The sequence below is a fragment of the Streptomyces arenae genome (genome assembly GCF_022343545.1).
In the GTDB taxonomy this organism is placed as follows: Bacteria; Actinomycetota; Actinomycetes; order Streptomycetales; family Streptomycetaceae; genus Streptomyces; species Streptomyces humi.
The window spans coordinates 179,304-203,627 of record NZ_JAKQYH010000059.1 but is presented as its reverse complement, the minus strand read 5'-3'; the positions used below and the strand labels follow the sequence as shown (position 1 = coordinate 203,627).

Here is a 24,324-nt window from a genome sequence, read left to right as displayed (position 1 = left end):
GTGCCGTTGAGCGGCACATAGGGGTGATCACTCAGGGGGTGACCGAAGCGGCGGCGGAGGCCGGCGTGGACGTCGTCGTCAGCGTCGTTCCCGACGACCCGCTGGGGGCGGCCTGGGCCAGGAAGATCACCAACGCCGGGCGGGAGGGAGTCATCCTGGTGACCTCCGAACTCACCGCCCAGCAGCGGGCGCAGTTCGCGCAGTCCGAGATCCCGCTCATCCTGATCGACCCGATGAACGTGCCCGACGAGAGTGTGCCGAGCATCGGTGCCACCAACTTCAGTGGCGGCATGGCCGCCACTGAGCACCTGCTGCGGCTCGGCCACCGTCACATCGCGATGATCGAGGGCCGGCACGACGCCCTGTGCAACACCGCCCGGCTGCACGGCTATCAGGCCGCGCTCAGCGGTGCGGGCATCACGCCCGACCCGCAGCTCATCAAGCCCGGCGCCTTCCGCTTCGAGCCCGCATACGAGGCCGCCATGGAGCTCTTCGCCCTCGAAGAGCCGCCCACAGCCGTGTTCTGCGGCAACGACCTGGAGGCGTTCGGCGTCATCGAGGCTGCCCGGGTCAACGGACTGCGGGTGCCGGAGGACGTCAGTGTCGTCGGCTTCGACGACACCGCTGCGGCCGCCACCTCCGCTCCACCTCTGACCACCGTCCGCCAGCCCTTCGCCGAGATCGGCCGCGCCGCGCTGCGCAGTCTGCTCCGGCTCGCCGCGGGACAGCCTCTGGACAGCCACCGGATGGAACTCGCCACCCAACTGGTGGTCCGGGCGTCCACGGCGCCACCCCCCGACCGCACCTGACCCCACACCGGCGCCATGCGCCACCAGCTCAAGGGACGCACCATGACCACACCCTGGGCCGATCCGGCCTGCCCGCGCGACGACAGGGTCGAGGCCCTTCTCGCGGAGATGACCTTGGAGGAGAAGCTCGCCCAGCTCGGCAGCGCCTGGCCCGGTGTCGAGCGCGTGAGTGGGAACGTCGCCCCGATGCAGGACGTCTTCGCCCGCCAAACGGAGTTCGCCTCCGCCAGCAAGAACGGTCTGGGCCATCTGACCCGCCCGTTCGGCACCCGCCCAGTCGAACCGTCCGAGGGCGCCCGCAGACTCGCCGCCATGCAGCGCGAGTTGATGGACAACACTCGCCTGGGCATCCCAGCCATCGCCCATGAGGAATGCCTCACCGGCTTCACCAGCTACCGCGCCACGGTGTTTCCGACCGCCCTGGCCTGGGCGGCTACCTTCTCCCCCGGCCTGGTCGAGCGAATGGCGCACGCCATCGGCAGCAGCATGCGGCGGGTCGGTGTCCACCAGGGCCTCTCCCCCGTCCTGGACGTCGTACGGGACTACCGCTGGGGCCGCGTCGAGGAGACCCTCGGCGAGGACCCGTACCTCGTCGCGACGACGGGCAGTGCCTATGTCCGCGGCCTGGAAAGCGCCGGCATCATCGCCACGCTCAAGCACTTCGCCGGCTACTCGGCCTCCAAGGGGGCCCGCAACCACGCTCCCGTCAGCATGGGACCGCGAGAGTTCGCCGACGTCATCCTGCCCCCGTTCGAGACCGCAATCCGCGACGGCGGCGCACGCTCGGTGATGAACTCCTACGCCGACGTCGACGGCGTACCGGCCGGGGCCGACCCCAGTCTACTCACCCGGCTCCTGCGTGAGGATTGGGGATTCGAGGGAACGGTCGTCTCCGACTACTGGTCGATCGCCTTCCTGAGGACCATGCACCGAATCGCAGCCACCGACGGCGAAGCCGGGGCACGTGCCCTGGAGGCTGGCATCGATGTCGAACTGCCTGACACACTCGCCTACGGTGAACCGCTCGCCGAACTCGTTCGCAGCGGCACGGTGTCTGAGGACCTCGTCGACCGCGCCGTACGGCGGGTACTCCGGCAGAAGGCCGACCTCGGACTACTCGATGCCGACTTCGCTCCAGAGGTAGACACCGAAGAGCCAATCGACTTCGACCCGCCCTCCCATCGAGCGATCGCCCGAGAACTCGCAGAGCAGAGCATCGTGCTGCTTTCCAACCGGGACGGCCTTCTGCCTCTTGCATCCAGCACCACCTCGATCGCCCTGGTCGGTCCATGCGCCGACGACCCGAACGCCTTCTTCGGCTGCTACTCGTTCCCCAACCACGTACTGCCCCACCACCCGGGCTACGACAACGGCATCGAGACGCTTTCCCTCCTAAAGGCCGTCACCATCGAACTGCCCGCCACCCGCATCACGTACGAGCAGGGCTGTCCCGTCAAGGACATCGACCGCAGTGGATTCGATGCAGCCGTGGAGCAGGCCAGGCGGGCGGATGTCTGCGTTGCCGTGGTCGGCGACCGCGCGGGGCTCTTCGGACGCGGCACCTCAGGTGAAGGCTGCGACGCCGAGGACCTCTCTCTGCCTGGCGTACAGGACGAACTGGTCGAGGCTCTGCTGGCCACCGGCACGCCGGTCGTGCTGCTCGTCGTCTCCGGGCGGCCCTACGCGCTCGGTGCCTACGCCGACCGCGCGGCCGCCGTCGTCCAGGCCTTCTTCCCCGGCGAGGAAGGCGGGACCGCACTGGCGGGCATGCTGTCCGGGCGCGTGACGCCCTCAGGCAAGCTCCCCCTTCAGGTTCCCAGGAATGGCGGTGGCCAGCCCTCCACCTATCTGCACGCTCCGCTGGGCGGCAACAGCGAGGGCGTCAGCAACCTGGACCCGACCCCGGCCTACCCCTTCGGCCACGGACTGTCCTACACCGAGTTCGCCTACACCGGTCTGTCCCTCAGCTCCTCGGAGATACCGACCGACGGAGAGGTCGAGATCAGCTGCCTCGTGCGCAACACTGGTGACCTGCCCGGTGCAGAGGTGGTCCAGCTGTACACCGCAGACCCAGTGGCACTTCTCCCGCGTCCTATCCTCCAACTGAACGGCTTCGCCCGTGTCTACCTGGCAGCCGGCGAGGAGCAGCGGGTCACGTTCCGGCTGCACACGGACCTACTCGCGTACACCGGGCCGGATTTGCGACGCATCGTCGAACCCGGTGAGATCACCGTCATGATCGGCGCGTCCAGCACCGATGTCCGGCTACGGGACACACTCCGGCTCACGGGCGCTCTCCGTACGGTCGGTCACCGCCGCGTGCTGCACACGGCGACCGAGATCGACTGACCGGGGCTGACGGACACCGATACAGACACCGCCGGCTGCGAGGCGTGCCCCTCGCAGCCGGCGGCCAGCGCGTTCCCCTGGTTACGCGGACACATCCGAAGCCGCTGCCGTTACGCGGGCTGGCGTCGGGGATTTCGCTCGCCGCCCAGGAACACCAGCCACGATCTGGACAACCGCCAACCCTCGCTGGGGTGCTGGATCCGGAATAATCCGACTCCACGTACGCCACCCCATGCCCGGCCCGACGACCAACTGCCGTGTGGGACACGATGCTTAGAGCCGGAGGTAGGCCAATCCTCGGGCAGGATGAGGCAGAAGGAAGTTGTCAGTGAGCACCCGCTCGACGCGGGTGCTGCCGTGCGCCTGAAATGGCTCCATGGCCTTCCGCCGCGCCGCCTGCGTATCCGCTGGGAACGCAGCGCACTGGGTCAGCCGTTGTCAGTCAGCAGTAAGTTGCTTGATGACCTCTTCTGCCACTTCCCTGGCACTGAACGGATTCTGGCCGGTGATCAAGTTCTCGTCCACGACGACATACGGGGTGAACGGCTGGCTGGCCGTACTGTAGTCGGCCCCGAGCTTCTGGAGCTCTTCCTGGAGGTTGTAAGGAACCGCTGTCGCCCGATTCGCCAACTCCTCCTCCGGCCACGAGAAACCAGTGACCTTCTTGCCCTGCACCAAAGGATTCCCGCTGCTCAAGGTGACCTCCAGCAGACCTGCCACACCATGGCAGACAGCTGACACCACGCGGTCGGTCTCATAGAACTGGACGATCAGGCTTCTCAGGTCCCGATTCTGCGGAAAGTCGAACATGACCCCATGGCCGCCGGTGAGGTAAATCGCGTCGTAGTCGTCAACGCTTGCGTCGGATATCTTCATGGTGCTTCCCAAGAGGTTCATGAAGTCCCGGTCGAGGTACCGCTTTCCGGTTCCATGGTCGTCCAACATCGGTGCCGTCAAGCTTTCCGGATCCAGGGGGACCCTTCCCCCCGACGGGCTGGCGAGGTCCGTGGAAAAGCCATGCTCCTCGGCGAAGTCCCAGAAGTGAGTCAATTCTCCGAGCCAAAGCCCAGTCCTCAGGCCGACATTTTGATACTCGTCGACATTGGTGACGATGACAAGAATCCTATGGTTGACAGCAGCCATGAAATTCCTCCATGTGCAAATTCTCCCCAGTGACAGGGATTCCGGGCGGTTGCGCTACTTCGGTGGACGGCAATCTCCTGGAGGTATGTCGCCCACTGGCGTCCTGCATCGATTCATCACTTTACGCCGAAGAGCAACTTGCCGTCTCAAGCACTTGCGAATATCGGCCAGTTGAGCCGAAGTTGCCGCGCCCAGCCAGGCACCGGGCGGCCGAGACGTCCGGTTTCATCACTTCTCCGTTGCGGAGCACATTCGCCAAGATCGCCATAAATACCACGCCGTAGCCTTCTAAGAATGCCGGAAACGGGGCGAGCGCTTCTCCGCGAAGGCTCTGCGCGCCTCCTGGTAGTCCGGCTCTCCCTGCACTCGGCCTTGCACTGCAGCCTCGGCGTTCAACTGCTCGGCCAGGTCCACGCCGAGCCCACGGCTCAGCAGCAGCCGAGTAGGGCCGACCGAAGACGACAACGCGGAGACCTCCCGGGCCAGTTCCAGGGCTCGCTTACCCACCTCACCGACGGGTGTCACCTCATTGACCAACCCCCAGTCGAGGGCCTCGGCTGCGTGCACAGGCCGCCCGAGCAAGGCCATCTCGGCGGCACGAGCCGTGCCGACGGCACGCGGCAGCAGCCAGGTCGAACCCGCGTCGGGAACCAGCCCGACCCTGACGAATGACAACCGGAACGACGCGTTCTCGGAAGCTATCCGCAGGTCACAAGCGAGCGCGAGTGACACGGCGGCGCCCGCAGCAACTCCGTTGACGGCTGCGATCATTGGCGTGCGCAGGTCAGACATCTCGCTGATCAGAGGATTGTAGTAGGTCCGCAGAACGGACTCCGCGTCGCTGGGACCGCTCTGGAGGTCGGCACCCGCGCAGAACGCACGACCCGCGCCGGTGAGCACTATCGCGCGGACACCCCGGTCCTCGTCCAGCGCCCGGAGCCTCATCCGCAGTTCGACGAGGAGGTCGTGGCTCAATGCGTTGAGCCGCTCGGGGCGATCCAGGGTCAGCACGGCGACGGGACCGTCACGGTCCAGCCGCAGACTGCGCCTGTCATCACTCGGGCTTGACGCGTCGCCGCTCATGACTGCACCGCCACTCCGGTGTCGATGAGCGCTTCCACGTCTTCGACACCCCACTCCGACAAGGCCGCACGGGTGTGCTCTCCGGGCCGGGCGGGAGGACACCGCACCGCGGACGGGGTACGGCTGAAGCGGGGTGCCGGAGCCGGCTGCGTCACTCCACCGACCTCGGTGAAGGTTCCCCTGGCCGCGAGGTGCGGATGCCCCGCGGCTTCGGCCAGGCTCAGGACGGGTGCGACACAGGCGTCGGTTCCTTCGAAGACCTTGGTCCACTCGTCTCGTGCCCGTTGCGCGAAAGCCGCGGCGATCTGCTTCCTCAGTTCAGTCCATGTCCGGGGATCCGCGCGCTGGGTTTCGTCCGGATCCAGCCCGAGCAGAGTCATGAACTGGGCGTAGAACTGCGGTTCGATGGCGCCCACGGCCATCCACTGCCCATCGGCAGTCTCGTATGTGTCATACCACGGCATACCGCCATCCAGCATGTTGACGCCCCGTTCGTCGCGCCAGAGGCCTGCGGCCAGCATGCCGTGCATCAGGCCGGTCAGCGACGCCGCACCGTCCACGATCGCGGCGTCCACCACCTGGCCACGTCCAGAACGCTGCGCCTCGAAGACTGCGGCGAGTACCCCGATGACCAGATACAGCGAACCGCCGCCGAAGTCTCCGACCAGGTTGAGCGGGATGGCCGGTGCTTCACCTCGGCGCCCCATGGCGTGCAGGGCGCCGGTCAGGGCGATGTAGCCGATGTCATGGCCAGCCATCGACGCCAGCGGCCCCTCCTGGCCCCAACCGGTCATCCGGCCGTAGACAAGACGGGGATTGTGCTTCCAGCAGTCCTCCGGACCGAGTCCGAGCCGCTCGGTCACACCGGGCCGGAAACCCTCGATCAATATGTCGGCGCGAGCGGCCAGGTCGAGGGCGGCTCGGGCACCGTCGGGCGACCGCAGGTCGAGAGCCACGGATCGACGGCTTCGCCGCAGCACGTCCTGCAGAGGGGGCACACCGCTTGGCGATCCTTCCGGACGCTCGATCCTCAGCACGTCGGCACCCATGTCGGCCAGCAGCATCGCCGCGAACGGTCCCGGTCCGATGCCGGCGAGTTCCACTACACGCAGCCCCGCCAGCGGTCCTCGCGGCGGGATGGTCTCCGCGTCCGCCATCATTGCCTCCCGAAGAGATTCTGAGAACGATCGCTCACATAGTCAGATGAAGCAATGAGCTTCAACGCATCCCACGGAGCAGTGCCTATCAGGAACGAGTGCATAGGCTCAGTGAACGACCTTTGACCCTCCTCATCATCCAGGATATCTTTGAGACGGCAAGACTCAAAATTCGCCGAGCAGTGACCGCGCCAAGCTGACCAGCGGCTCCGCGAGCCGAGAACGGACGACGCATGGATGTCAACGGAAGTTCGGCCCTCGTTACCGGCGGCGCCTCGGGCCTCGGTCTGGCCGCGGTGCGCGGCCTCCTAGACGCCGGAGCCGCCGGTGTCGTGATCGCCGATCTGCCCGGCTCACAAGGTGAGACGGTCGCCAAGGAGCTCGGTGACCGGGTGCGGTTCTCCCCCGCCGACGTACGCGACGAAACAGCGATCGGCACCGCCCTGGATGCCGCAGAGGAGATCGCGCCGCTCAGGGTACTCGTGCACTGCGCGGGCCGCGGCGGTGCCATGCGCCTCGTAGGCAAGGACGGTGTGCCAGGCTCTCTCGAACTCTACAAAGAGGTCGTCGGCATCAACCTCATCGGCACGTTCAACACCCTCCGCCTGGCCGCCGCCCGGATGGCGGCCAACGAACCGCTCGGCGGAGACCGCGGGGTATGTGTCCTGACGGCTTCCGTCGCAGCCTTCGAGGGGCAGATCGGCCAGATCCCCTATGCATCCGCCAAAGCGGGGGTCGTCGGCATGACCATCGTGGCGGCCCGTGACCTGGCGAGCCGGAACATACGCGTCTGCACCATTGCCCCGGGGACATTCGACACCCCGATCCTCCACCGTCTCTCCGACGATGTCCGCGCCTCGCTCGCCAGTACGGTTCCACACCCGAGCCGCCTCGGCCGACCCGAGGAGTACGCCAGGACCGCCCTGCACATCATCGACAACGGCATGCTCAACGGCGAGACCATCCGCCTCGACGGTGCCATCCGGATGGCACCGCGATGAGCACCGTACGCATGGACGTCAGCGACGGAATCGCAGTCATCCTGCTGGACCGCCCCGAAGTCCGCAACGCGGTCGACCGGCCCACCGCCGAGGCGATCTCGGCAGCCATGGACGAACTCGACAACCGCGCCGACATACGCGTCGGTATCCTCACCGGCGCGGGAAGGATCTTCTCCGCCGGCATGGACCTCAAGGCCTTCAGCGCGACCGGGGAACGGCCGGTGACAAAGAACCGAGGCGGATTCGGCATCGTTGAGACTCCGCCCGCGAAACCGCTGATCGCCGCAGTGGAAGGCAGGGCGCTGGGCGGTGGCTTCGAGATCGCCCTCGCCTGTGATCTCATCGTGGCCGCCGAGGACGCTTGGTTCGGCTTGCCGGAGGTCAAGCGCGGCCTAGTGGCGGCCGCCGGCGGTGTGCTGCGGCTGCCGCGCCGGATCCCCCGGTCCGTAGCGATGGAACTGATCCTCACGGGCGAGCCCGTGAACGCTGCACGAGCACAAGAACTGGGCCTGGTCAACAAGGTGGCACCTCCCGGAACCGCTCTCGCCGAGGCGCGCACCCTGGCCACGGCGATCGCCGCCAACGCGCCGCTCGCCGTGCGCACCGCGAAACTTCTCGCCGACCGTTCGGCGGACTGGTCCACCCACGAGGCCTTCGAACTGCAAGCCCCCTACACCGACGCCGTCCGCTCGTCGAACGACGCGGCGGAGGGAGCCAGGGCCTTCGTGGAGAAGCGCGCACCCCTGTGGACCGGAACCTGACGCTGCGAAAAGGAGACGAATCAAGTGCCAGACACACGAGATGTGTTCGACGAGGACCATGAGGCGTTCCAGGAGAGCTTTCGTGAGTTCCTCGACCGGAAGGTGCTGCCCGGCAGGGAACAGTGGCGAGACTCAGCCGCCATGCCCGCCACTGTGTTCCTGAGTGCGGCCGACAGCGGCTTTCTCGGCATGCAGATCCCCGAAGAACACAACGGCGGCGGGGCGGACGATGTGCGCTTCGGCCTGCTGGCTGTACAAGAGCTAGCCGGCTCGGGACTGATCGGCCCGGCCCTGGCCTTCGCCACTCACACAAACGTGGCCATTCCCGTGCTGGCCCACTGGGCTGGCGCGGCCCAGCGCGCCATGTGGCTGTCGGGGCTGGCATCCGGCACGACTCTCGCGTCCGTGATCGGTACTCCGTCCCCCCTACGGTTCGAAGAGGTCTGCGGCGGACTGCGGCTGGACGGGGTCGCCAAGGGCGTGGCCAACGGCACCTCGGCGGGCCTCCTCGTGGTCGCGGCCCGGTCCGACTCCGGTGAGTACGCCGTCGTGGTCGTCGATGCCACCGCTGCGGGCGTAAGCCGCAAAGCTGGCCCGGAACTGCTCGGTGTGCACGGTGCGGACCTGGCGGACATCCATCTGGACGGCGTCATGGTGTCCACAGCGTGCGTCCTTCCCGGCGACGCCACCGAGCAGTTCCGCACGCTGTGCGCCGACGAGCAGCTCTCTCTTGCCGCGATCGGGGTGGCAGGCGCGCGCGCGGCGCTCGTATGGACGCTCGACTACGTACGGGAGCGCAAGGTGTTCGGAAGATCCGTCGCCGACTTCGAGAACACCCGCTTCGCTCTGGCGGAGGTTTACGCGGACATCGCGCTGGCGGAGACCTACCTGCGTTCCTGCGCGAAGGAACGGGTGGCCGGACAGCTCGCTCCTTCACAGGCAGCGGCCGCCAAGCTGCGTTGCACCGAGTTGTTCGGCCGAGCGGTCGACCAGGGCATGCAACTGCACGGCGGATACGGCTACATGCGCGAGTACCCGATCGCGCAGGCTTACGCGGACGCCCGCTATCTGCGATGGCACGGCGGAACGAGCGAGGAGATGAAGGAGATACTGGCTGCCGGGGTGGGGCTGTAGCCGTCGGCTGAGTGCGCGTCGCTGGGCCGGCGCCGGACAATCGCCAGACAGTGAAGTATCAGTGTGCGGGAGGTCCGTCAGCGGCCGCAGCGGCCGAGCACACCAAGCCGCACCTGACTGACGCTTCAAGCCCACGAACCGCTGTTCGTGGGCAAGGTCTACGATGTCGTCCCGTTCCTCAATCACCCGAGGGCACAGTAGTCCTCGTGGTTCTGGGTTCCTCTTTCGCTGGGTATATGTCCTGGTGGCGGGGATGTTCGGGTGCTCGGGGGCGGGTGCTGGACGATGGTTTTACGGGCACGACCGGGGCGTGACGAGGACGAACGGGCCGTCGTTCGCCGGTTGTCGCGGGCCCGGAAGGCGCCGCGGGACGTGGTGATGCGAGCCGGGATGATCGAGCTGAGCTGGTCGAGGCTACGCGTGCCGGCGATCGCCGTGGAACTGGGCTGCAGCCAGAAGACGGTTCGGTGCCGACTGCACCGCTTCAACCGCTTGGGCCTGCAAGGGCTGGATGATCTGGGCGGGCAGGGCCGCAAGCGGCGGATCACCGAGGAAGAACGCTCCAGGATCATCTCCCTGGTCAAGACCGTGTCACCGGGGCGGCCGAGGTGGAAACCTGTCGGGCAGCTATCGGCGTTCCACGAGTCCGGGCCAATCGAGTGGACTCTGGATTCCCTGGCCGCAGCAGCGCGGACCACGGGGATCGAGGTGGGCCGCTCATAGGTCCGCCGCATCCTGCTCGCCGAAGGCGTGCGCTGGCGCCATATCCGGCCCGACGACGCGACAGTGATCTGCGCCGACGAGCTGGTGCCACTGATCCCGCGGACCTTCCCGCCCGCACCCGCCTGGTCACCCGACGGGCACCGGATCAAAGCGGAACACGCCATGCCGCCACCCTTGCAACCAGACAGCTCAACTCCCGTGCCACCGCCTGGGTCTGGGGCAGACCCGCACCGCCAACCCGCCGACTACGACGCCGATATGTGTACACCGTTTGAGGAATCCAGCACTAGGCACCGGCACCCGGGTGCCGTCTCACGACGGTGCTGGTGGGCGCGAGCTTACAGCCCGGCGCCCACGTCAGCCCCGGAGAGAACTGAGGTCGCAGTAGTCGGTGTACCGCGTGATCAGTCCGTCCTCGACCACTATGACGCTGCCGACTCGGAAGGCCTTGATCAGAGATCCGTCCGCCCGGTACATGTTGTCGTCCCGTTCGGTGAAGACCACCGTTCCGCGTGAGGCGAGGGCATGCAGTGTGATGGCGCAGTACTCCATCCCTGTCGTGGCCTTGAGCGTGTGGAGGTAGTTCACGCATGCCGTCCGGCCGGTCCGGGGCGGAAGGCCCACGGTCTCCCAGACGGCGTCCTCTGCCAGGCGGGCCTCGAAGGCCGCGACGAACGAGCCGAGATCCGGTCCCATTCCGTCCAGGAACTCAAGGACGACGTGTTCTTCCTTGCTCTCGGCAGTGATGCCGTTCCGCTTGAGCATCGTGCTTCTCCCAACCTCAGACGTAGCGTGCAGGAACGGCCTTATAACGGGTGTGCTCGCCGAGCGATGTCTCCAGGACGCCGGTGCCCACCTCGCCGTTGCAGGTGACCCGGCCGACGTTGTCGTTCAGCCCTTCGACAGAGGCGACAAGCTTCGGGTCGGTGAGGTCCCACCGCTCGCTCCACAGTGAGTTGCCCTGACGACCGCGCCGGCGCTTGGGATCCGTGACGTATCCGGCCCCGGAGAGGTGAATGCGCAGGGTCGGTTCCACCTCGATCTGGTACTTCTTGCCGTCCTCGTCCGTCAGGGTCAGATGGGCACGGTTGAGTTGACGGGTCTCGTAATCGAAGTCCAGGGCGTGCTCGAAGGCCACAAGGGGTACCGTCCGGCCGTCGGGGTAGAAGATCGCCCCGTCCCGGACCTGGGCAACGTCGTCGCCCCGGTCCCTGATGTGGGCCACGATGGCGAAGTCCTCGAAGTCTGCGGCCAGCCAGGCCAGTACGCCGTGCGGGAGTGTCCCCTCACCGGCCGCTCGCAGGCCCCAGGTACGGTCGCGGTGGGCGCCGACACTGTTCAGCTCGAACTCGTGGTCGTCGAGCTTGAGGGTGCCGCTGACGAGCCCTGGCTGGAAGACGTACACGTCGGTGTGGATCAGGCGGCCGTTCTTGCGGATCTCGGGCTGGCGAATTTCGTAGGGCCCGCCGCGCGCGATGAACTCCAGGTTGTACGAGATCCCGCTCTCGTTCTCGTCGAGAGTCATCGTCCAGCGCTTCATGGGCTCGACGATCTCGAACCGCGAGGGGCCGGCCCACAGGGGGTAGCGGCCGGCGCTCAGGTCCCTAGAGGCGCGCAGCGACCACTGACGGCCCGGGATCGCCGCGATCGCGTACGTCTCGATGGCGTTGTTGTTGGGATACATCGACACACCGATGTCCATGCCGAACCGGTCGGGGTCGGAGATACTGATGTACGAACGGTCGGCCCAGCTGGGGTCGTTGTACAGCACGTGTGCGTGCGGCTCGACGATCTGGTGGGCGAAGTAGTCGTCGGTCTCGACAATCACGGAGATTCCTTCCAATACAGGGGGCAAGGCGGCGACGAGGCGAGCGCTTCACTCATAGAGGCACTCGATCTCCTTCGCGTACTTGTCGTTGACGGGCCGACGGCGAAGCTTCATCGTCGGCGTAAGCTCGTCGCTGGCCGGCTGCCATTCCGTCGGCAGCACCAGGTGCTTCTTGATCTGCTCGACCCTGGACATACGGGAGTTCGCCACATCGACGGCCTTCTCGATCCTGTGAAGAAGGACAGGGTGCGCCGCGATGTCCCTGAGGGACAGGTGGCTTAGGCCCTCCCGCGTTGCGAAGGAACTCAGCGAGTCGGCAGCCAGGACGATGAGCGCCACGTTGTACGGACGCCCCTCACCGACTACGACGGCGTGGGCGATCAGCGGGTCGGCGTCGCGCAGCTTGGCCTCGATGTTCGCCGGTGACATGTTTTTGCCAGCGGCGTTGATCATGATGTCCTTCTTCCGGTCCACGATGGACAGGAAGCCGTCCTTGTCGAGGACGCCGACATCCCCCGTATGCAGCCAGCCGTCAGCGTCGAACACTTCGGCGGTCTTCGCCGGGCTGTTGCGGTAGCCGCGCATCAGCCACGGGCTGCGCAACAGGATCTCTCCGTCGTCCAGCAGGCGCAGTTCGACACCTGGCAGGACCTTGCCGACGGTTCCGACCCTGAAGTCACCGGGCCTGTTGAACGCTCCGAACGCACCGCACTCGGACAGTCCCCAGGCCTCCAGGATGGGCAGACCGAGCGAGACGTAGAACATCACGAGATCACCCGAGACGGGCGCGGCGCCCGTCAGCGCCACCTTCGCGTTCCCCAGTCCGATCCGGTGGAGAAGCCGGCCACCGAGCGTCGACCGCAGAGCAGCCAGTTCCTCAGCCAGAACAGTGTCGAGGGCGCTGTTCTGATGGAGCGCCTCGACTTCCTGGCGTCCCAATTCAAGCAGACGCGCAAGGGCCGCACGATCGGCGTCGTCCGCTGCGACCTCGTCGGTGAGGGCGGACTGGAACTTCTCCCAGAGGCGTGGAGGGCTGAAGAAGTAGTCGGGCCGCACTTCGGTGAGCGCCTGAGGGACACTCCGCAGATCCGGGATCGTCGTGACGGTGAGACCTCCGACCATCGCACGGTAGTGGGACATGTGCCGCTCAGCGGCGTGCGCCATCGGCAGGAACGACAGTGTCGTGGCCCCGTCGATGATGCCGATCGCCAGATTGAGTCCCTGCTGGTTACCCAGGACGGTTCGGTGGGTCAGCTCGACGCCCTTGGGTGCTCCGGTCGCCCCTGAGGTGTAGATGAGCACGGCGAGGTCGTCCGGCCGGACAGCACGCCATGTCGCGTCGAAGTCGAACCCGGGGGTCTGCCTGGCCTCCAGCTCGTCGAGGGTGATGGTCCCTTCATAGGACCCGTTCACGACGACGAGATGCTCGACACCCACCCGACGCCGGGCGTCGTCGGCACGCTCGACGAAAGCGGCGTCGCAGACGACAGCAACCGCTCCGGAGTCACGCAGGACGAACTCGATGTCGTCGGCGGGGAGAGTATTGTACACGGACACGGTCGCGGCACCCACGTGCAACGCCGCGGTGTCGAGGACATGGAACTCGACCGAGTTGGTCAGCATGATGGCGAGGGTGCTGCCTCGATCGACCCCGAGGCTCCGCAGTCCGGCCGCTGTCGCTCGGACTCGTCTGCCGTACTCGGCCCAAGTGAGCTCGGGGCCGCCTCCCCAGGCTCTGAGCGCGACGCGGTCGGGCACGCGAGCAACCGTCTCCTGGAACACCGCGCACAGTGACTGCCGATCTGCAAGATGTGAAATGTCGACCATATCCTGCAATGCCTCGGTCATGTCGCATCCTTAGGGGTCAGGAGATTTCGACTGGCGGCAGCAGCCTGGGGTCGGCGCGAGCGACGCGATCTCGGGAATCGCGCCCACGCCGGAGAGCTCCGTGGCTCATGCGAGTTCTCCATGCGCTCGGGAAGTCCGTTCCCGACGAGCGGAGAGGTACTTTTTTGAGACTCCACGCACCGTAAATGTGCACCCAGCTGCGGTCAAGGGGTGCGGCGAGCCAAACGTGAACGATCGGTCCGACCCCCGGGCACCGCGAGCAGGCACCTACGCGCCGACCAGGAGCCCGCAGCGAACGGATGAGTCCAGGCCCCCGCAGAGCCATCGTTGACGCCACATGGGTGGATCACTAGCGTTGAGACGAGGCGTCTCACAAATAGGAGGACGCTCCGGCCGCGAAGAGGTAGCGATGACGTACATCCGGGTCGACGACAATGTTCGACTCTTCGTACAGGACATGGGCGGCGCCGGCCGACCGGTGGTCCTGATCCCCGGATTCGGAATGGACCACAGGGTATGGGCCCGCCAAGCCGAGAACCTGTCCGGCACCCACCGCGTGCTCTGCATCGACCAACGCGGCCACGGACTCTCCGACAAGCCGTACCACGGGTACGAGATCGCACAACTCGCCCAGGATCTACTGACCGCACTGCGCCGGCTGGACGTGAACGACTGCATCCTGGTGGGCTGGTCGTTCGGGGGGCAGGTCGCCTTCCGCGCCGCGGCCGAGGAGCCGAGAAGGATCGCCCGGCTGGCCCTTGTGAGTTCCAACGGCGTACGGGCGAGCAGGAGCGCGGATTTCCCTTTTGGGCGACTTCCCGAGGAGCTCGAAGGGCCTTTGATCTCCGCCGAGCGGAGCAACCAGGCCGCAGCCCGTCGGCAGACGATCAGCTCAGGGTTCCGCCGCACACCTGATCCACAGACCCTCGAACGACTCGTACAGCACTCCCTCGCCATGCCCTCCTGGGCGGCCATCGCCTGCTACCGCTCCATGCTGCACACCAGCCTCCTGGCGGACCTGCCAAAGGTGACCATGCCCGTGCTCCAGATCATCGGCGCCGACGATCCGGTGCATTCGACCAGGGGCGCGCACTGGCTGAACGAACAGCTGCATGATGCACGGCTGATCGAGCTGGACGGGTGCGGCCACTACCCGATGATCGAGTCGGCGCAGGAGTTCGACGCCGCTCTGGCGCACTTCGTATCGGCCTGATCCACTCCGGCACGGCGAAGGTTCACTCCGTGGCTGCCGACCGCCCCGCGTCAGGCTCGGCCAGCACCTCCAGCGCCGCCAGCGCGAGGTCGACCAGCAGGGCGTGCAGCTGCGGCGCCCGCTTCCCGCCCGGTGGACGCGTGGCGTCGGACATCATCAGCCCGTGGACGGCCCGCACCGCAGACACGAGCTCGTCCCGCGAGCGGCGCGGATAACACACCGCAAGGCAGTCGACCCAGCGCTCCACATAGCGATGCTGACGACGCAGAAAGTTACGCTGCCCGGTGCCGGACAGCGCCCGCACCTCCCGCGACCAGATCGCGGCCAGCCGCTCATGGCTCAGCGCGAAACCGATGTGGGCGTTGACCAGGCGGGCCAGCTCCTCTCGCGGGTCGCCCTCCGGCTCCCCCACCTTGACCAGCAGGGCGTCGATCGCCTGATCGAACAAGACCTCGAGGATCTCATCCTTGCTCTCGAAGTGGCGATAGATCGCCGACCCCGTGACCCCTGCTTCCTTACCGATCGCATCGACGCCAACACCGTCGAAGCTCCGCTCATAGAAGAGCTTCTCGGCGGCCCGGAGGATCTGCTGCTCACGCTTCACCCCAGCAGTCTACGGAACGATCGTTTCCATCATTGACGGGCTCTCGATGGAAATTTATATTGAGACGCATCGCCTCATAAATAAGGACGCCACATCCCGTCAGAAGAACGATCGTTCGCGCGAAGCGGCACTCACCGGGGCGCGCAACACAAAGGGGAACAACGTGCCTCAGACTCTCCACAAGCGTCTCCGGTCGGCCCTCGACGAGGCCAACCTGCCGACGCTGCTCATGGTGCTCGCACAACTCACCGGCGATCAGCGCTGGCTGCGGGCACCGTACCGCCCCAGGCGCGCCCGGCCTCTGGACGACAACGACTCCGCCGGCCTCCCCGAGGACGCACAAAGGGACATCCGCGACGCGGCCTTCGAGGCCGTCATCGCCTACCACGCGGGCACCATCACCCCTTGCCACCCTTCTCCCGAGCAGGTCGCGGAGATGCTGGAGGCGGCCCTGGACGAGGAGGTCCCCCGCGCCTACGGCCCACTCCTCGCCGAGGAACTCGGCCTGGTCACCCGCGATGTGAAGGTCCCCCGGCCCGACGGGAACAGGGATTTCCGGGTCATCGTCATCGGTGCGGGCCTGTCCGGCCTGTGCATGGCTGCCAAACTCAAGGCCGCCGGCATCGAACACGTCGTCCTGGAGAAGAATCCCGACATCGGTGGCACCTGGTACGAGAACACCTATCCCGGGTGCGGCGTGGACACGCCGAGCCACCTCTACTCCTTCTCCTTCGCGCCCAACACCGCGTGGACCCGCTACTTCGCCAGGGGCGGTGAGGTGCACGGGTACCTGGCGCGTATCGCCGATGACCTCGGCCTTCGCAGCGCCATCCGTTTCGGCACGGAGGTCGTGCGTGCCGACTACGACTCCCGGACGGCCACCTGGCAGGTCCGCACCCGACGTTCCAACGGTACCGAGGAGACGCAGACCGCCCATGCGCTGATCAGCGCCGTCGGCATGGTCAACCGACCGCAGGTGCCACCGATACCCGGACTCGGCGAGTTCGGCGGACCGGTGATGCACACGGCCCAGTGGCGCGACAACGCGGAGATCCGGGGCAAGCGCGTGGCAGTCGTCGGAACGGGCGCGAGTGCGATGCAGCTGGTCCCCTCGATCGCTGATGAGGCCGAGCGAGTCCTGGTCTTCCAGCGCTCCAAACAGTGGGCGCTCCCCCACCCCAACTACCACCGGAACGTCTCCGAAGCGGTGCGTCTGCTGATGGACGAGGTTCCCTTCTACGCCGGCTGGTACCGGCTGAGGGCATTCTGGAACTTCAGCGACCGACTGCATTCCTCCCTGCAGGTGGACCCGGACTGGCCGCACCCCGAACGGTCGGTCAACGAGGCGAACGAGCGCCACCGCGAGTTCCTGACCAGGCACATCACCTCCGAACTGGGCGAGCGCACCGATCTGCTCGACGCCTGTCTGCCCGATTATCCGCCCTATGTGAAGCGGCCCCTCATCGACAACGGCTGGTACCGCACCATCGCCCGCGACGACGTCGACCTGATCACCTCGGGCGTGTCCGAAGTACGCGAGCACAGCCTGGTGAGCGCTTCCGGGGAGGAGTTCGATGCCGACGCCATCGTGCTGGCCACCGGCTTCAAGGTCCTGCAGTTCCTGTGGCCGATGGAGATCCGCGGCAGGTCGGGCCGCACCCTCCGAGAAGTGTGGGGCGAGAACGATGCCCGCGCCTACCTCGGCGTCACGGTGCCGGACTTCCCCAACTTCTTCATCGTCAACGGGCCCAACACCAACGCCGGCCACGGGGGCAGCGCGGTGCTCGCCGTCGAGTTCCAGGTCCGTTACGTCATGCAGGCGCTGGCCCATATGCTCGCGAACGGCAACCCCTCGCTGGAGGTTCGCGAGGACGTCTTCTGGGACTACAACAAGGAACTCGACGACGCTCTGTCCCAGTCCATCTGGTCCCACCCGGGCAGCTCCACGTACTACCGCAACGACGCCGGCCGGGTGGTCATCAGCAGTCCCTGGAAATACGTCGACTACTGGCAGCGCACTCTCCACTTCCGCCCGGACGAGTACACCGACGAGGACGGGCACGCCGATGGCTGACACGCTCAGGCCCCAGGACGACCGGGTAACCCTGGTCCGTACGTTCTACCGAGCACTGGCCGACAGGGACTCGGCTGCTCTCGAAGGTCTCGTCGCGAAGGCATTCTCCCCGGAGGTGACCCTCGTTCTGCCGGACTCCCTGCCCTACGGCGGCACCGTCACCGGAGCCGGCCGGCTGGCCCGCATGTTCGGCCGGATGGCCTCGTCGCCCGTCCGCGTGGGCCCCGTGGGGCCGGTGGTCACCGCGATCGTGGACGGCGGTGACCGAATCGGGGCCCAGCTGGAGTTCGACTGGTACCCCCCCGGGTCGCCGCACGCGCTCAGCACCGGGGCACTGGAGCTGTGGACCTTCGACGGCGACGGCCTCGTACGGGAGATCCGCGCCTACTACTGGGACACCGCGGCCTGCGCCGCCCTCGTGCCGACCACCGATTCCTGAGGAGAGAACATGCCGCGCAACGCAGTGATCGTGGACGCCGTCCGCTCACCCATGGCAAAAGGCAGGGCTGCCGGGAACGCCAAACCGGGCGGGGCGCTCTCCCACGTGCACCCGGTGGAACTGCTGGGCCAGGTGCTGCGGCAGCTGATCGACCGCAGCGGAATCGATCCGGTGCAGGTCGACGACGTCATCACCGGATGTGTGAGCCAGGTCGGCGAGCAGTCCGGACCGGTGGGGCGGTGGGCCTGGCTCGCGGCCGGTCTGCCCGAGAGCGTGCCGTCGGTGTCCGTCCACCGGGCCTGCGGATCGAGCCAGCAGGCTGCCGACTTCGCGGCCCAGAGCATCATGGCCGGCGCCCAGGACGTCGTAGTGGCGTGCGGGGTCGAGTCGATGAGCAGGATCCCCATGTTCGCCTCCCGTATGGGCCAGGACCCCTTCGGCCCGTCCGTCGCCCAGCGGTACTCGCCCGGCCTGGTTCCCCAGGGAGTGTCGGCAGAGCTCATCGCAGCCCGCTGGAAGTTCGACCGCGAGACCCTGGACGCGTTCTCCGCGCGCTCGCACCGACTCGCGGCGGCCGCCGATTTCAGCAACGAGATCGTCCCCATCGTCACCCCGGAAGGTACGGTCGTCGACTCGGACGAAACGCCCCGGCCCGGTACGACGGTGGAGAAGCTGGGAGCCCTCCCGTCGTCCTTCCACAGCGAGGAACTGGCGGAGCGATTCCCCGAGATCGGCTGGCACATCACTCCTGGCAACTCCTCACAGCTCACCGACGGCGCCTCCGCCGTACTGATCATGAGCGAGGAGCGGGCCAACACCCTGGGCCTGCGCCCCCGCGCCCGGTTCCACTCCTTCGCACTGGCCGCCGATGACCCGATCACCATGCTCACCGGCCCGCTTCCGGCTACGGAGAAGGTTCTGGCGCGAGCCGGACTCACCATCGGCCAGATCGACCACTTCGAGGTGAACGAGGCCTTCGCCCCCGTACCGCTGGCGTGGCGCGAATACTTCGACGCCGATCCCGACAAGCTCAATCCGCGCGGTGGCGCCATCGCACTCGGCCACCCGCTGGGAGCGTCGGGAGCACGTCTGCTGACCACCATGCTCAACGGACTGGAAGACACCGGCGGACGCTACGGGCTGCAGACCATGTGCGAGGCCGGAGGTATGGCCAACGCCACTGTCATCGAACGCCTTTGAGGTATCGATTCGTTTCGCACACCCGAGAAGAGACAGACATGTTCGAACTGACCGATGAACAAAGGGCTCTGAAGCAACTCGCTGCCGAAGTCGCCACTGAGCGCTACGCCCCGCACGCCCGCTCATGGGATGAGCTGCGAACGCCTCTGCCCGACGAGGAACGGCGCCTGCTGGGCAGCCTGGGGCTGCTGGCCCTGACCCTCCCGGAGGAGTACGGCGGCGGGGGGCGGCCCCTCATCGACGCCCTGATCGTCCTCGAAGAGCTCGCGAAGGCAAGTCCGCTGGCCGCCTGGCCGGTGTTCGAAGCGTCCACCGGCCCGGCTCGGGTGATCCACCTGTTCGGTAGCGAGGAACAGAAGAAGCGCATTCTCCCGGCCGTGGCCGCAGGCGAGTCCACCATCGCCGTGTCGATCTCGGAGCCCGACGCGGGTTCGGCCGCGACCGATGCCGCCACCTCGGCTCGCGTCGAGGGCGACGAAGTCGTCATCAACGGCAGCAAGCGGTGGTGTTCCGGTGCCGGGCACGCCGAGCAGTACCTCGTCTACGTGCGCTTCGGGCCCGAGCCCGGAGCCGCGGGCATGGGCGCGGTCCTCGTCGACAAGAAAACCCCGGGGTTGGCCTTCGGCTTCCAGGAGCACCTCATGGGGCACCGGGGCGTGGGTTCGGCCGACATGTTCTTCTCGGATGTGCGCGTGCCCGTGGAGAACGTGATCATTCCCAAGGGCGGCTTCCGCAACCTGTTCACGGCGTTCTCCATCGAGCGGCTCGGCAACTCCACGATGTCCCTGGCCATCGGCCAGACCGCGCTCGACCGTACCGCCCGGTATGTGCAGGAGCGCAAGCAGTTCGGCAAGGAGATCATCGAGTTCCAGCTGGTGCAGGCCGGCCTCGCGGACATGGTGATCCAGGTCGAGGCGGCGCGGCTGCTGATCTACCGAGCCGCGGTATCCGCGGGTACGGGAGCTCCGTCCGCGCTCGAGGCTTCCATCGCCAAGTGCTTCAGCAACGAGATGGCGAAGAAGGTTTCCGACCTGGCCATGCAGCTGCACGGCGGCTACGGCTACTCACACGAGTACGAGATCGAGCGACTGCACCGCGACTCGCACGGCTGGGCCCTGGCCGGCGGCACCACCACCATGCAGCGCACCCGGATCGCGTCGGAGTACCTCGGACGGCGCTTCGACCAACGAGCTTGACAGCCGCAGAAGGGACGCCGGGGGCACGTGCCCCCGGCGGGACCGGACTTCTGCCTCGCGTTGAATGCCGGATGGGCGGCCGCGATATCGCGGCCGCCCATCCGGCATTCAATGTCCAGCCGTCACCGGCCGTGAAACCTCGGTGCGCGACGGCCGGTGAACGCGGCGATGCCCTCCAGCATGTCCTCCGATCCGAGGGTGCTCTCCTCGTGGGCCAGGGACAGCTCGACGACCTCTGCCGCCCGCCGGCGCGACACCACGTTCAGGGCCCGCTTGGTGCCCTGCACGGCCAGTGGGGCACGCCGGGCGATTCGGCGGGCGATGGCCATGGCGGCAGGGTGGGCCTCGCCCGGGGTGTCGACCAGGTCGGTAACGGCACCCAGCCGGTAAGCGGTCTCGGCGTCGAGCGGGTCACCGGTGAGCAGGTGTCGTCGGGCTCTGAGCATGCCGACCGCCTGTGGCCAGACCAGGCATCCGCCGTCTCCGGCCACCAGGCCCACGTTGACGTGGGTGTCGGCGAGGGTGGCGGACCGGGCGGCGACGACCGCGTCACACGCGAGCGCCACAGTGGCACCGAGTCCCATGGCCGCGCCCTGCACCGCGGCGACCACGGGCTGCGGCAGGTTCAGGAAGGCGTCCAGCAGTCGGCGGGCATCGTCGACAAGGGAGCGGCGAACCGTTCCGTCCTCGTACGCCTCCCGCATCAGCGCGAAGTCACCCCCCGCTGAGAACACCTCGCCCGTGGAGGCAAGGACGACGGCGCGGGCCTCCGGGTCGTCGCGTACGGCCTCCAGCGTCGTGGTGAGTTCGTGGTGGAGGGTGGCATCGAAGCGGTTGAGGACATCGGGGCGTGTGAGGACGATCTCGCGTACGCCGTCGTCGTGCGTGCTGAACCGGACTGCGGTCAGGGTGTCGGGTGTCATGGGCTCTCCTCCCTCAGCGAAGGCCGAAGGTGCTGGCGATGATCTCCCGTTGGATCTCGTTGGTGCCGGCGTAGATGGTCGGAGCGATCGCGTTGCGCAGGTGCTGTTCCATGCCGTATTCGGTCGCATAGCCGTAGCCGCCCATCATCTGCACACCCTCGAGGGCGACCTGCTTCGCCGTCTCGGTGACCTTGACCTTGGCCATGGAGGTGAGGCGCACCAGTTCCTGCGGATCGCCGAGACCGTGCTGGACCCGGTGGACGGTGTCGTACGTCAGGGCCTTGGATGCCTCGATCTCGATGGCCAGGGTGGCGATCCGGTGTCGCAGCGCCTGGAAGGTGCCGATGGGCTGCCCGAACTGCTCCCGCTCCTTGACGTACTCCAGCAGGTCGTCGAAGGTGCGCTGCGCCATGCCGAGTCCCTGGGCCGCCGCCACGAGCCGCTCGCCGTTCAGTCCCGCCATCACCTGGCGCCAGGCACGGCCGGGCTCGCCGACCACCTGTGTGTCCGGGACGTGGACATCGGTGAAGTACAGGTCGTTGACCTCGTTGCCGCCCATGGTCGAGATCGGTCGGATCGTCAGTCCGGCCGCGCCGACGGGGACGTCGAGCATGGTCAGTCCGTCGTGGCGGTCGCTTCCGCGCCCGGTCCTCGCGACGACCAGGATGCGTTCGGCGAACTGGGCGTCGGAGCACCAGGTCTTCTGCCCGTTCAGCCGGTATCCGCCGTCCACTCGCTCGGCCTTGCAAGCGACGTTGGCCGCATCCGAGCCGGCCTGCGGTTCGGAGAGACTGATGGACATCACACGGCCCGAGGCGATGGCGGGCAGTACGGTCTTCTTCTGTTCGTCGGTGCCGAACCGCTTGTACACGCCGGCGACGGTGTGCGAGCAGCCGGCACCGTGCACGGGGGCCAGTCCGCGGTGGATCTCCTCGAAGAACAGGCACTGCTCGATCAGCCCACCGCCGCTGCCGCCGTACTCCTCGGGAATGGCGATGCCCACGTAACCGGTGGCGGCCAGCTTCTCGTACAGTTCCGGGCTGTGTGCCTCCCGGCCGCCGTCGGTGTAGTTGTTCCGCTGTTCCCGTGTGCCTACTTCACGTCGGCAGAACTCCCGTACGGCGAGGGCGAAATCCCGTTGCTCTTCGGTGAACCTGCTCCAATCGCCTGTCTCCACGGCAATCTCTCCTGGTGGTCGCTTGGTTGATCCGTTATTCGGCGGAGCGGTACCGCCGGGCTCGCATGGCGGTCCCGCGTCATGGCTCCCGTTGGGTCAGCGGCGGAAGTCCATCCAGTGGCCGTGGGGCGTCCAGCCCATCATGAAGGGCAGGTCGATACGGCAGATCGGGCCCTTGGTGATGTCGTAGGTGTCGAAGATCTGGAACTCACTGCGCCGCTCACCCCACCAGGACACCGGCACGATGATGTAGCCGTCACCCTCGGGGGAGTCCGGGGTGCGCGGGGCGAAGGTGGCCTCCAGGACAGCCGCGTGCTCCTTGGCACGAATCTGGTAGACCTGTTCGGACAGGTTCTCCATGTCGGTGACGACCAGGCTGTTCATCGACATCCCGGAGCGCTTCACCACGCCGCCGACCTGGAACCCCCATCGGTAGCCCCTGCCGTAGAACCGCTCGTCCACCTTCGGGAGTTCGGAGGGACGGTCGGAGAGCTGCTCGCTGGTTGCCTTTCCGGTGGCGAGGTCGATCGTCCAGCGGCCAAGGTGGCTCTTGGCTATGGAGAAGAACAGGGCTACATCGTCGCCCACGGCGAAGTCCTGTTCGAAGGGGAAGGGCGGCCGGTTGAAGACCGGCGCGTCGAGGGTGAGCTTGCCGTCCTTCACGTTGGCCGACATGGTGTGCATGACGTACTGGGGCGGAAGATCCGTCTTGATCCAGCGGATCTCGCCGTGGATGTCATCACGTGGGATGAGCGCGATGACGATCGGGAGTTCGGTCTCCCAGCCCCAGATGCCCAGACCCTTGTCGATCTTCTTCTTGTCCAGGGTGAAGGGCTGGAAGGGCATCACCATCCACTCGGGGGTGAGCCAGATGTCGTGCGCCACGGTGTTGTAGGGGGCGTCGTCGAGGTCCCGTGAGTCGACCGCGCCGTCGGGGTGCACGATGTGCAGCGTGACGAAGGGCGCTGTGTCGCGGTACGTCCAGCCGTAGAGAATGCCGGTCTCGTGGTCCCACTTGGGGTGCGCGGTGAAGGCGTTGTCCCCGAAGCCGGCGGGCTGGTGAAGGCCCGGCGAGAGGCGCGGAGACCAGTCGACGATGCCTTTGGTGTCCAGTGTGATCGGGTCGATCGCGATCGGTGCGCCGCCCTGCTCGGAGGAGGCAACCATGTTCCCGGCGAACGGGAAGATGTTGATGTTGGCCGTGCCCTGGGGTACCCCGCAGTTGTAGCGGTCCCGTTTCACGTCGCCGTAGGCGTTGTCGCGCCAGTCGCCGAAGCCACCGTCACTCCACTCGAACATAGAACGGCCGTGCTTCTCCTCGAGCAGGTACTTGGGCGTACGGATCCAGCGGTTACGGAAGTCGGCCCGGCCGTTCTCGATGACGAGGCCCTGCACCATGCCGTCCATACCCAGCAGGGCGTTCGGCCCCTGGCGGGTCGGGCGTTTCCAGGTAGGACCGGTTCGGTAGAAGCCTCCGGCCAGGTCCTTGGGGATCTCACCGTGGCTCACGATGCACTCCTCGACCGTGGCCTCGAAGCGCATGGGCTGGAACGGCCCTTTCAGGGCGTTGTCTTGCGGAAGGGGGTAAGCCATGACGTCCTCCTCGTGCGCCTCGCGCACAGCGATGTGAACGATCGTTTCCATGAGGGTGGAACAGCGCGG

The 24,324-nt window shown here is 66.9% G+C and carries 21 protein-coding genes; 11 read left to right on the top strand and 10 right to left on the bottom strand.

The window, feature by feature from the left end:
* Positions 1 to 38 precede the first annotated feature (38 nt).
* Positions 39 to 809 carry a substrate-binding domain-containing protein gene (locus MB828_RS27045; protein ID WP_301650499.1) on the top strand — a complete coding sequence of 257 codons (771 nt, stop codon included), beginning with the start codon at positions 39 to 41 and terminating at the stop codon, positions 807 to 809.
* 42 nt (positions 810 to 851) lie between these two features.
* The gene (locus MB828_RS27040) at positions 852 to 3,158 is read left to right on the top strand and encodes a glycoside hydrolase family 3 N-terminal domain-containing protein (RefSeq protein WP_301650498.1); all 2,307 of its coding nucleotides are present in this window, start codon (positions 852 to 854) and stop codon (positions 3,156 to 3,158) included.
* A gap of 438 nt (positions 3,159 to 3,596) precedes the next feature.
* On the opposite strand, the gene MB828_RS27035 is transcribed toward MB828_RS27040, so the two are convergent.
* The 3 genes from MB828_RS27035 to MB828_RS27025 form a co-directional block, all read right to left on the bottom strand.
* Positions 3,597 to 4,301, bottom strand: a complete 705-nt coding sequence (locus MB828_RS27035; protein WP_301650497.1) for a type 1 glutamine amidotransferase domain-containing protein — start codon at positions 4,299 to 4,301, stop codon at positions 3,597 to 3,599.
* A 288-nt stretch (positions 4,302 to 4,589) separates the two neighbouring features.
* Entirely contained in the window at positions 4,590 to 5,384 is a 795-nt protein-coding gene (locus MB828_RS27030; RefSeq protein WP_301650496.1) for an enoyl-CoA hydratase/isomerase family protein, read from the bottom strand.
* Positions 5,381 to 6,541, bottom strand: a complete 1,161-nt coding sequence (locus MB828_RS27025) for a CaiB/BaiF CoA transferase family protein (protein ID WP_301650495.1) — start codon at positions 6,539 to 6,541, stop codon at positions 5,381 to 5,383. The genes MB828_RS27030 and MB828_RS27025 overlap by 4 nt, the downstream gene beginning before the upstream one ends.
* A gap of 233 nt (positions 6,542 to 6,774) precedes the next feature.
* Here MB828_RS27025 and MB828_RS27020 point away from each other — a divergent pair, with 233 nt between their 5' ends.
* From MB828_RS27020 to MB828_RS27005, 4 genes are all read left to right on the top strand, one after another.
* The gene (locus MB828_RS27020; RefSeq protein WP_301650494.1) at positions 6,775 to 7,542 is read left to right on the top strand and encodes an SDR family NAD(P)-dependent oxidoreductase; all 768 of its coding nucleotides are present in this window, start codon (positions 6,775 to 6,777) and stop codon (positions 7,540 to 7,542) included.
* Positions 7,539 to 8,303, top strand: coding sequence for a crotonase/enoyl-CoA hydratase family protein (locus MB828_RS27015; RefSeq protein WP_301650493.1), 765 nt, complete (start codon positions 7,539 to 7,541; stop codon positions 8,301 to 8,303). The genes MB828_RS27020 and MB828_RS27015 overlap by 4 nt, the downstream gene beginning before the upstream one ends.
* Before the next feature lie 42 nt (positions 8,304 to 8,345).
* The gene (locus tag MB828_RS27010; protein ID WP_301650492.1) at positions 8,346 to 9,437 is read left to right on the top strand and encodes an acyl-CoA dehydrogenase family protein; all 1,092 of its coding nucleotides are present in this window, start codon (positions 8,346 to 8,348) and stop codon (positions 9,435 to 9,437) included.
* 285 nt (positions 9,438 to 9,722) lie between these two features.
* Positions 9,723 to 10,160, top strand: coding sequence for a helix-turn-helix domain-containing protein (locus tag MB828_RS27005; RefSeq protein ID WP_343236202.1), 438 nt, complete (start codon positions 9,723 to 9,725; stop codon positions 10,158 to 10,160).
* A 357-nt stretch (positions 10,161 to 10,517) separates the two neighbouring features.
* Here MB828_RS27005 and MB828_RS27000 read toward each other — a convergent pair whose 3' ends face one another.
* Genes MB828_RS27000 through MB828_RS26990 form a run of 3 tightly spaced genes read right to left on the bottom strand, consistent with a single transcriptional unit; the run spans position 10,518 to position 13,836 of the window.
* On the bottom strand, positions 10,518 to 10,925 hold the full coding sequence (locus MB828_RS27000) for a limonene-1,2-epoxide hydrolase family protein (protein ID WP_301650491.1): 408 nt from the start codon (positions 10,923 to 10,925) through the stop codon (positions 10,518 to 10,520).
* A gap of 16 nt (positions 10,926 to 10,941) precedes the next feature.
* On the bottom strand, positions 10,942 to 11,988 hold the full coding sequence (locus MB828_RS26995) for a hypothetical protein (RefSeq protein WP_301650490.1): 1,047 nt from the start codon (positions 11,986 to 11,988) through the stop codon (positions 10,942 to 10,944).
* A 48-nt stretch (positions 11,989 to 12,036) separates the two neighbouring features.
* A complete protein-coding gene (locus tag MB828_RS26990; protein WP_301650489.1) occupies positions 12,037 to 13,836 on the bottom strand; it encodes an AMP-dependent synthetase/ligase in 1,800 nt (599 codons plus the stop codon).
* A gap of 409 nt (positions 13,837 to 14,245) precedes the next feature.
* Between MB828_RS26990 and MB828_RS26985 the strand changes: the two genes are divergently transcribed.
* On the top strand, positions 14,246 to 15,049 hold the full coding sequence (locus tag MB828_RS26985; RefSeq protein ID WP_301650488.1) for an alpha/beta fold hydrolase: 804 nt from the start codon (positions 14,246 to 14,248) through the stop codon (positions 15,047 to 15,049).
* Positions 15,050 to 15,071: 22 nt separating this feature from the next.
* On the opposite strand, the gene MB828_RS26980 is transcribed toward MB828_RS26985, so the two are convergent.
* On the bottom strand, positions 15,072 to 15,653 hold the full coding sequence (locus MB828_RS26980) for a TetR/AcrR family transcriptional regulator (RefSeq protein ID WP_301650487.1): 582 nt from the start codon (positions 15,651 to 15,653) through the stop codon (positions 15,072 to 15,074).
* Positions 15,654 to 15,816: 163 nt separating this feature from the next.
* On the opposite strand from MB828_RS26980, the gene MB828_RS26975 reads away from it, so the two are divergent.
* From MB828_RS26975 to MB828_RS26960, 4 genes are read left to right on the top strand one after another with little or no spacing between them, the layout of a single operon-like run.
* A complete protein-coding gene (locus MB828_RS26975) occupies positions 15,817 to 17,727 on the top strand; it encodes a flavin-containing monooxygenase (RefSeq protein ID WP_301650486.1) in 1,911 nt (636 codons plus the stop codon).
* Positions 17,720 to 18,166: a nuclear transport factor 2 family protein gene (locus tag MB828_RS26970; RefSeq protein ID WP_301650485.1), complete on the top strand. Its 447-nt coding sequence runs from the start codon at positions 17,720 to 17,722 to the stop codon at positions 18,164 to 18,166. Before MB828_RS26975 ends, MB828_RS26970 begins: the two co-directional genes overlap by 8 nt.
* A gap of 9 nt (positions 18,167 to 18,175) precedes the next feature.
* A complete protein-coding gene (locus MB828_RS26965; protein ID WP_301650484.1) occupies positions 18,176 to 19,366 on the top strand; it encodes a thiolase family protein in 1,191 nt (396 codons plus the stop codon).
* Positions 19,367 to 19,404: 38 nt separating this feature from the next.
* On the top strand, positions 19,405 to 20,562 hold the full coding sequence (locus MB828_RS26960) for an acyl-CoA dehydrogenase family protein (protein WP_301650483.1): 1,158 nt from the start codon (positions 19,405 to 19,407) through the stop codon (positions 20,560 to 20,562).
* A 122-nt stretch (positions 20,563 to 20,684) separates the two neighbouring features.
* On the opposite strand, the gene MB828_RS26955 is transcribed toward MB828_RS26960, so the two are convergent.
* From MB828_RS26955 to MB828_RS26945, 3 genes are all read right to left on the bottom strand, one after another.
* Entirely contained in the window at positions 20,685 to 21,485 is an 801-nt protein-coding gene (locus tag MB828_RS26955) for an enoyl-CoA hydratase/isomerase family protein (protein ID WP_301650482.1), read from the bottom strand.
* 13 nt (positions 21,486 to 21,498) lie between these two features.
* Complete coding sequence (locus tag MB828_RS26950; RefSeq protein ID WP_301650481.1) at positions 21,499 to 22,662, bottom strand: acyl-CoA dehydrogenase family protein; 1,164 nt, start codon at positions 22,660 to 22,662, stop codon at positions 21,499 to 21,501.
* Between the two features lie 96 nt (positions 22,663 to 22,758).
* Positions 22,759 to 24,255: a carotenoid oxygenase family protein gene (locus MB828_RS26945; RefSeq protein WP_301650480.1), complete on the bottom strand. Its 1,497-nt coding sequence runs from the start codon at positions 24,253 to 24,255 to the stop codon at positions 22,759 to 22,761.
* Positions 24,256 to 24,324: the final 69 nt, after the last annotated feature.

What these genes read in the sequence shown, in the direction of transcription:
- MB828_RS27040 (WP_301650498.1), top strand. Translation starts at nt 852, where the DNA reads ATGACCACACCCTGGGCCGATCCGGCCTGCCCGCGCGACGACAGGGTC.
- MB828_RS27035 (WP_301650497.1), bottom strand. Translation starts at nt 4,301, where the DNA reads ATGGCTGCTGTCAACCATAGGATTCTTGTCATCGTCACCAATGTCGAC.
- MB828_RS27030 (WP_301650496.1), bottom strand. Translation starts at nt 5,384, where the DNA reads ATGAGCGGCGACGCGTCAAGCCCGAGTGATGACAGGCGCAGTCTGCGG.
- MB828_RS27025 (WP_301650495.1), bottom strand. Translation starts at nt 6,541, where the DNA reads ATGGCGGACGCGGAGACCATCCCGCCGCGAGGACCGCTGGCGGGGCTG.
- MB828_RS27020 (WP_301650494.1), top strand. Translation starts at nt 6,775, where the DNA reads ATGGATGTCAACGGAAGTTCGGCCCTCGTTACCGGCGGCGCCTCGGGC.
- MB828_RS27015 (WP_301650493.1), top strand. Translation starts at nt 7,539, where the DNA reads ATGAGCACCGTACGCATGGACGTCAGCGACGGAATCGCAGTCATCCTG.
- MB828_RS27005 (WP_343236202.1), top strand. Translation starts at nt 9,723, where the DNA reads ATGGTTTTACGGGCACGACCGGGGCGTGACGAGGACGAACGGGCCGTC.
- MB828_RS27000 (WP_301650491.1), bottom strand. Translation starts at nt 10,925, where the DNA reads ATGCTCAAGCGGAACGGCATCACTGCCGAGAGCAAGGAAGAACACGTC.
- MB828_RS26990 (WP_301650489.1), bottom strand. Translation starts at nt 13,836, where the DNA reads ATGACCGAGGCATTGCAGGATATGGTCGACATTTCACATCTTGCAGAT.
- MB828_RS26985 (WP_301650488.1), top strand. Translation starts at nt 14,246, where the DNA reads ATGACGTACATCCGGGTCGACGACAATGTTCGACTCTTCGTACAGGAC.
- MB828_RS26970 (WP_301650485.1), top strand. Translation starts at nt 17,720, where the DNA reads ATGGCTGACACGCTCAGGCCCCAGGACGACCGGGTAACCCTGGTCCGT.
- MB828_RS26965 (WP_301650484.1), top strand. Translation starts at nt 18,176, where the DNA reads ATGCCGCGCAACGCAGTGATCGTGGACGCCGTCCGCTCACCCATGGCA.
- MB828_RS26960 (WP_301650483.1), top strand. Translation starts at nt 19,405, where the DNA reads ATGTTCGAACTGACCGATGAACAAAGGGCTCTGAAGCAACTCGCTGCC.
- MB828_RS26955 (WP_301650482.1), bottom strand. Translation starts at nt 21,485, where the DNA reads ATGACACCCGACACCCTGACCGCAGTCCGGTTCAGCACGCACGACGAC.
- MB828_RS26945 (WP_301650480.1), bottom strand. Translation starts at nt 24,255, where the DNA reads ATGGCTTACCCCCTTCCGCAAGACAACGCCCTGAAAGGGCCGTTCCAG.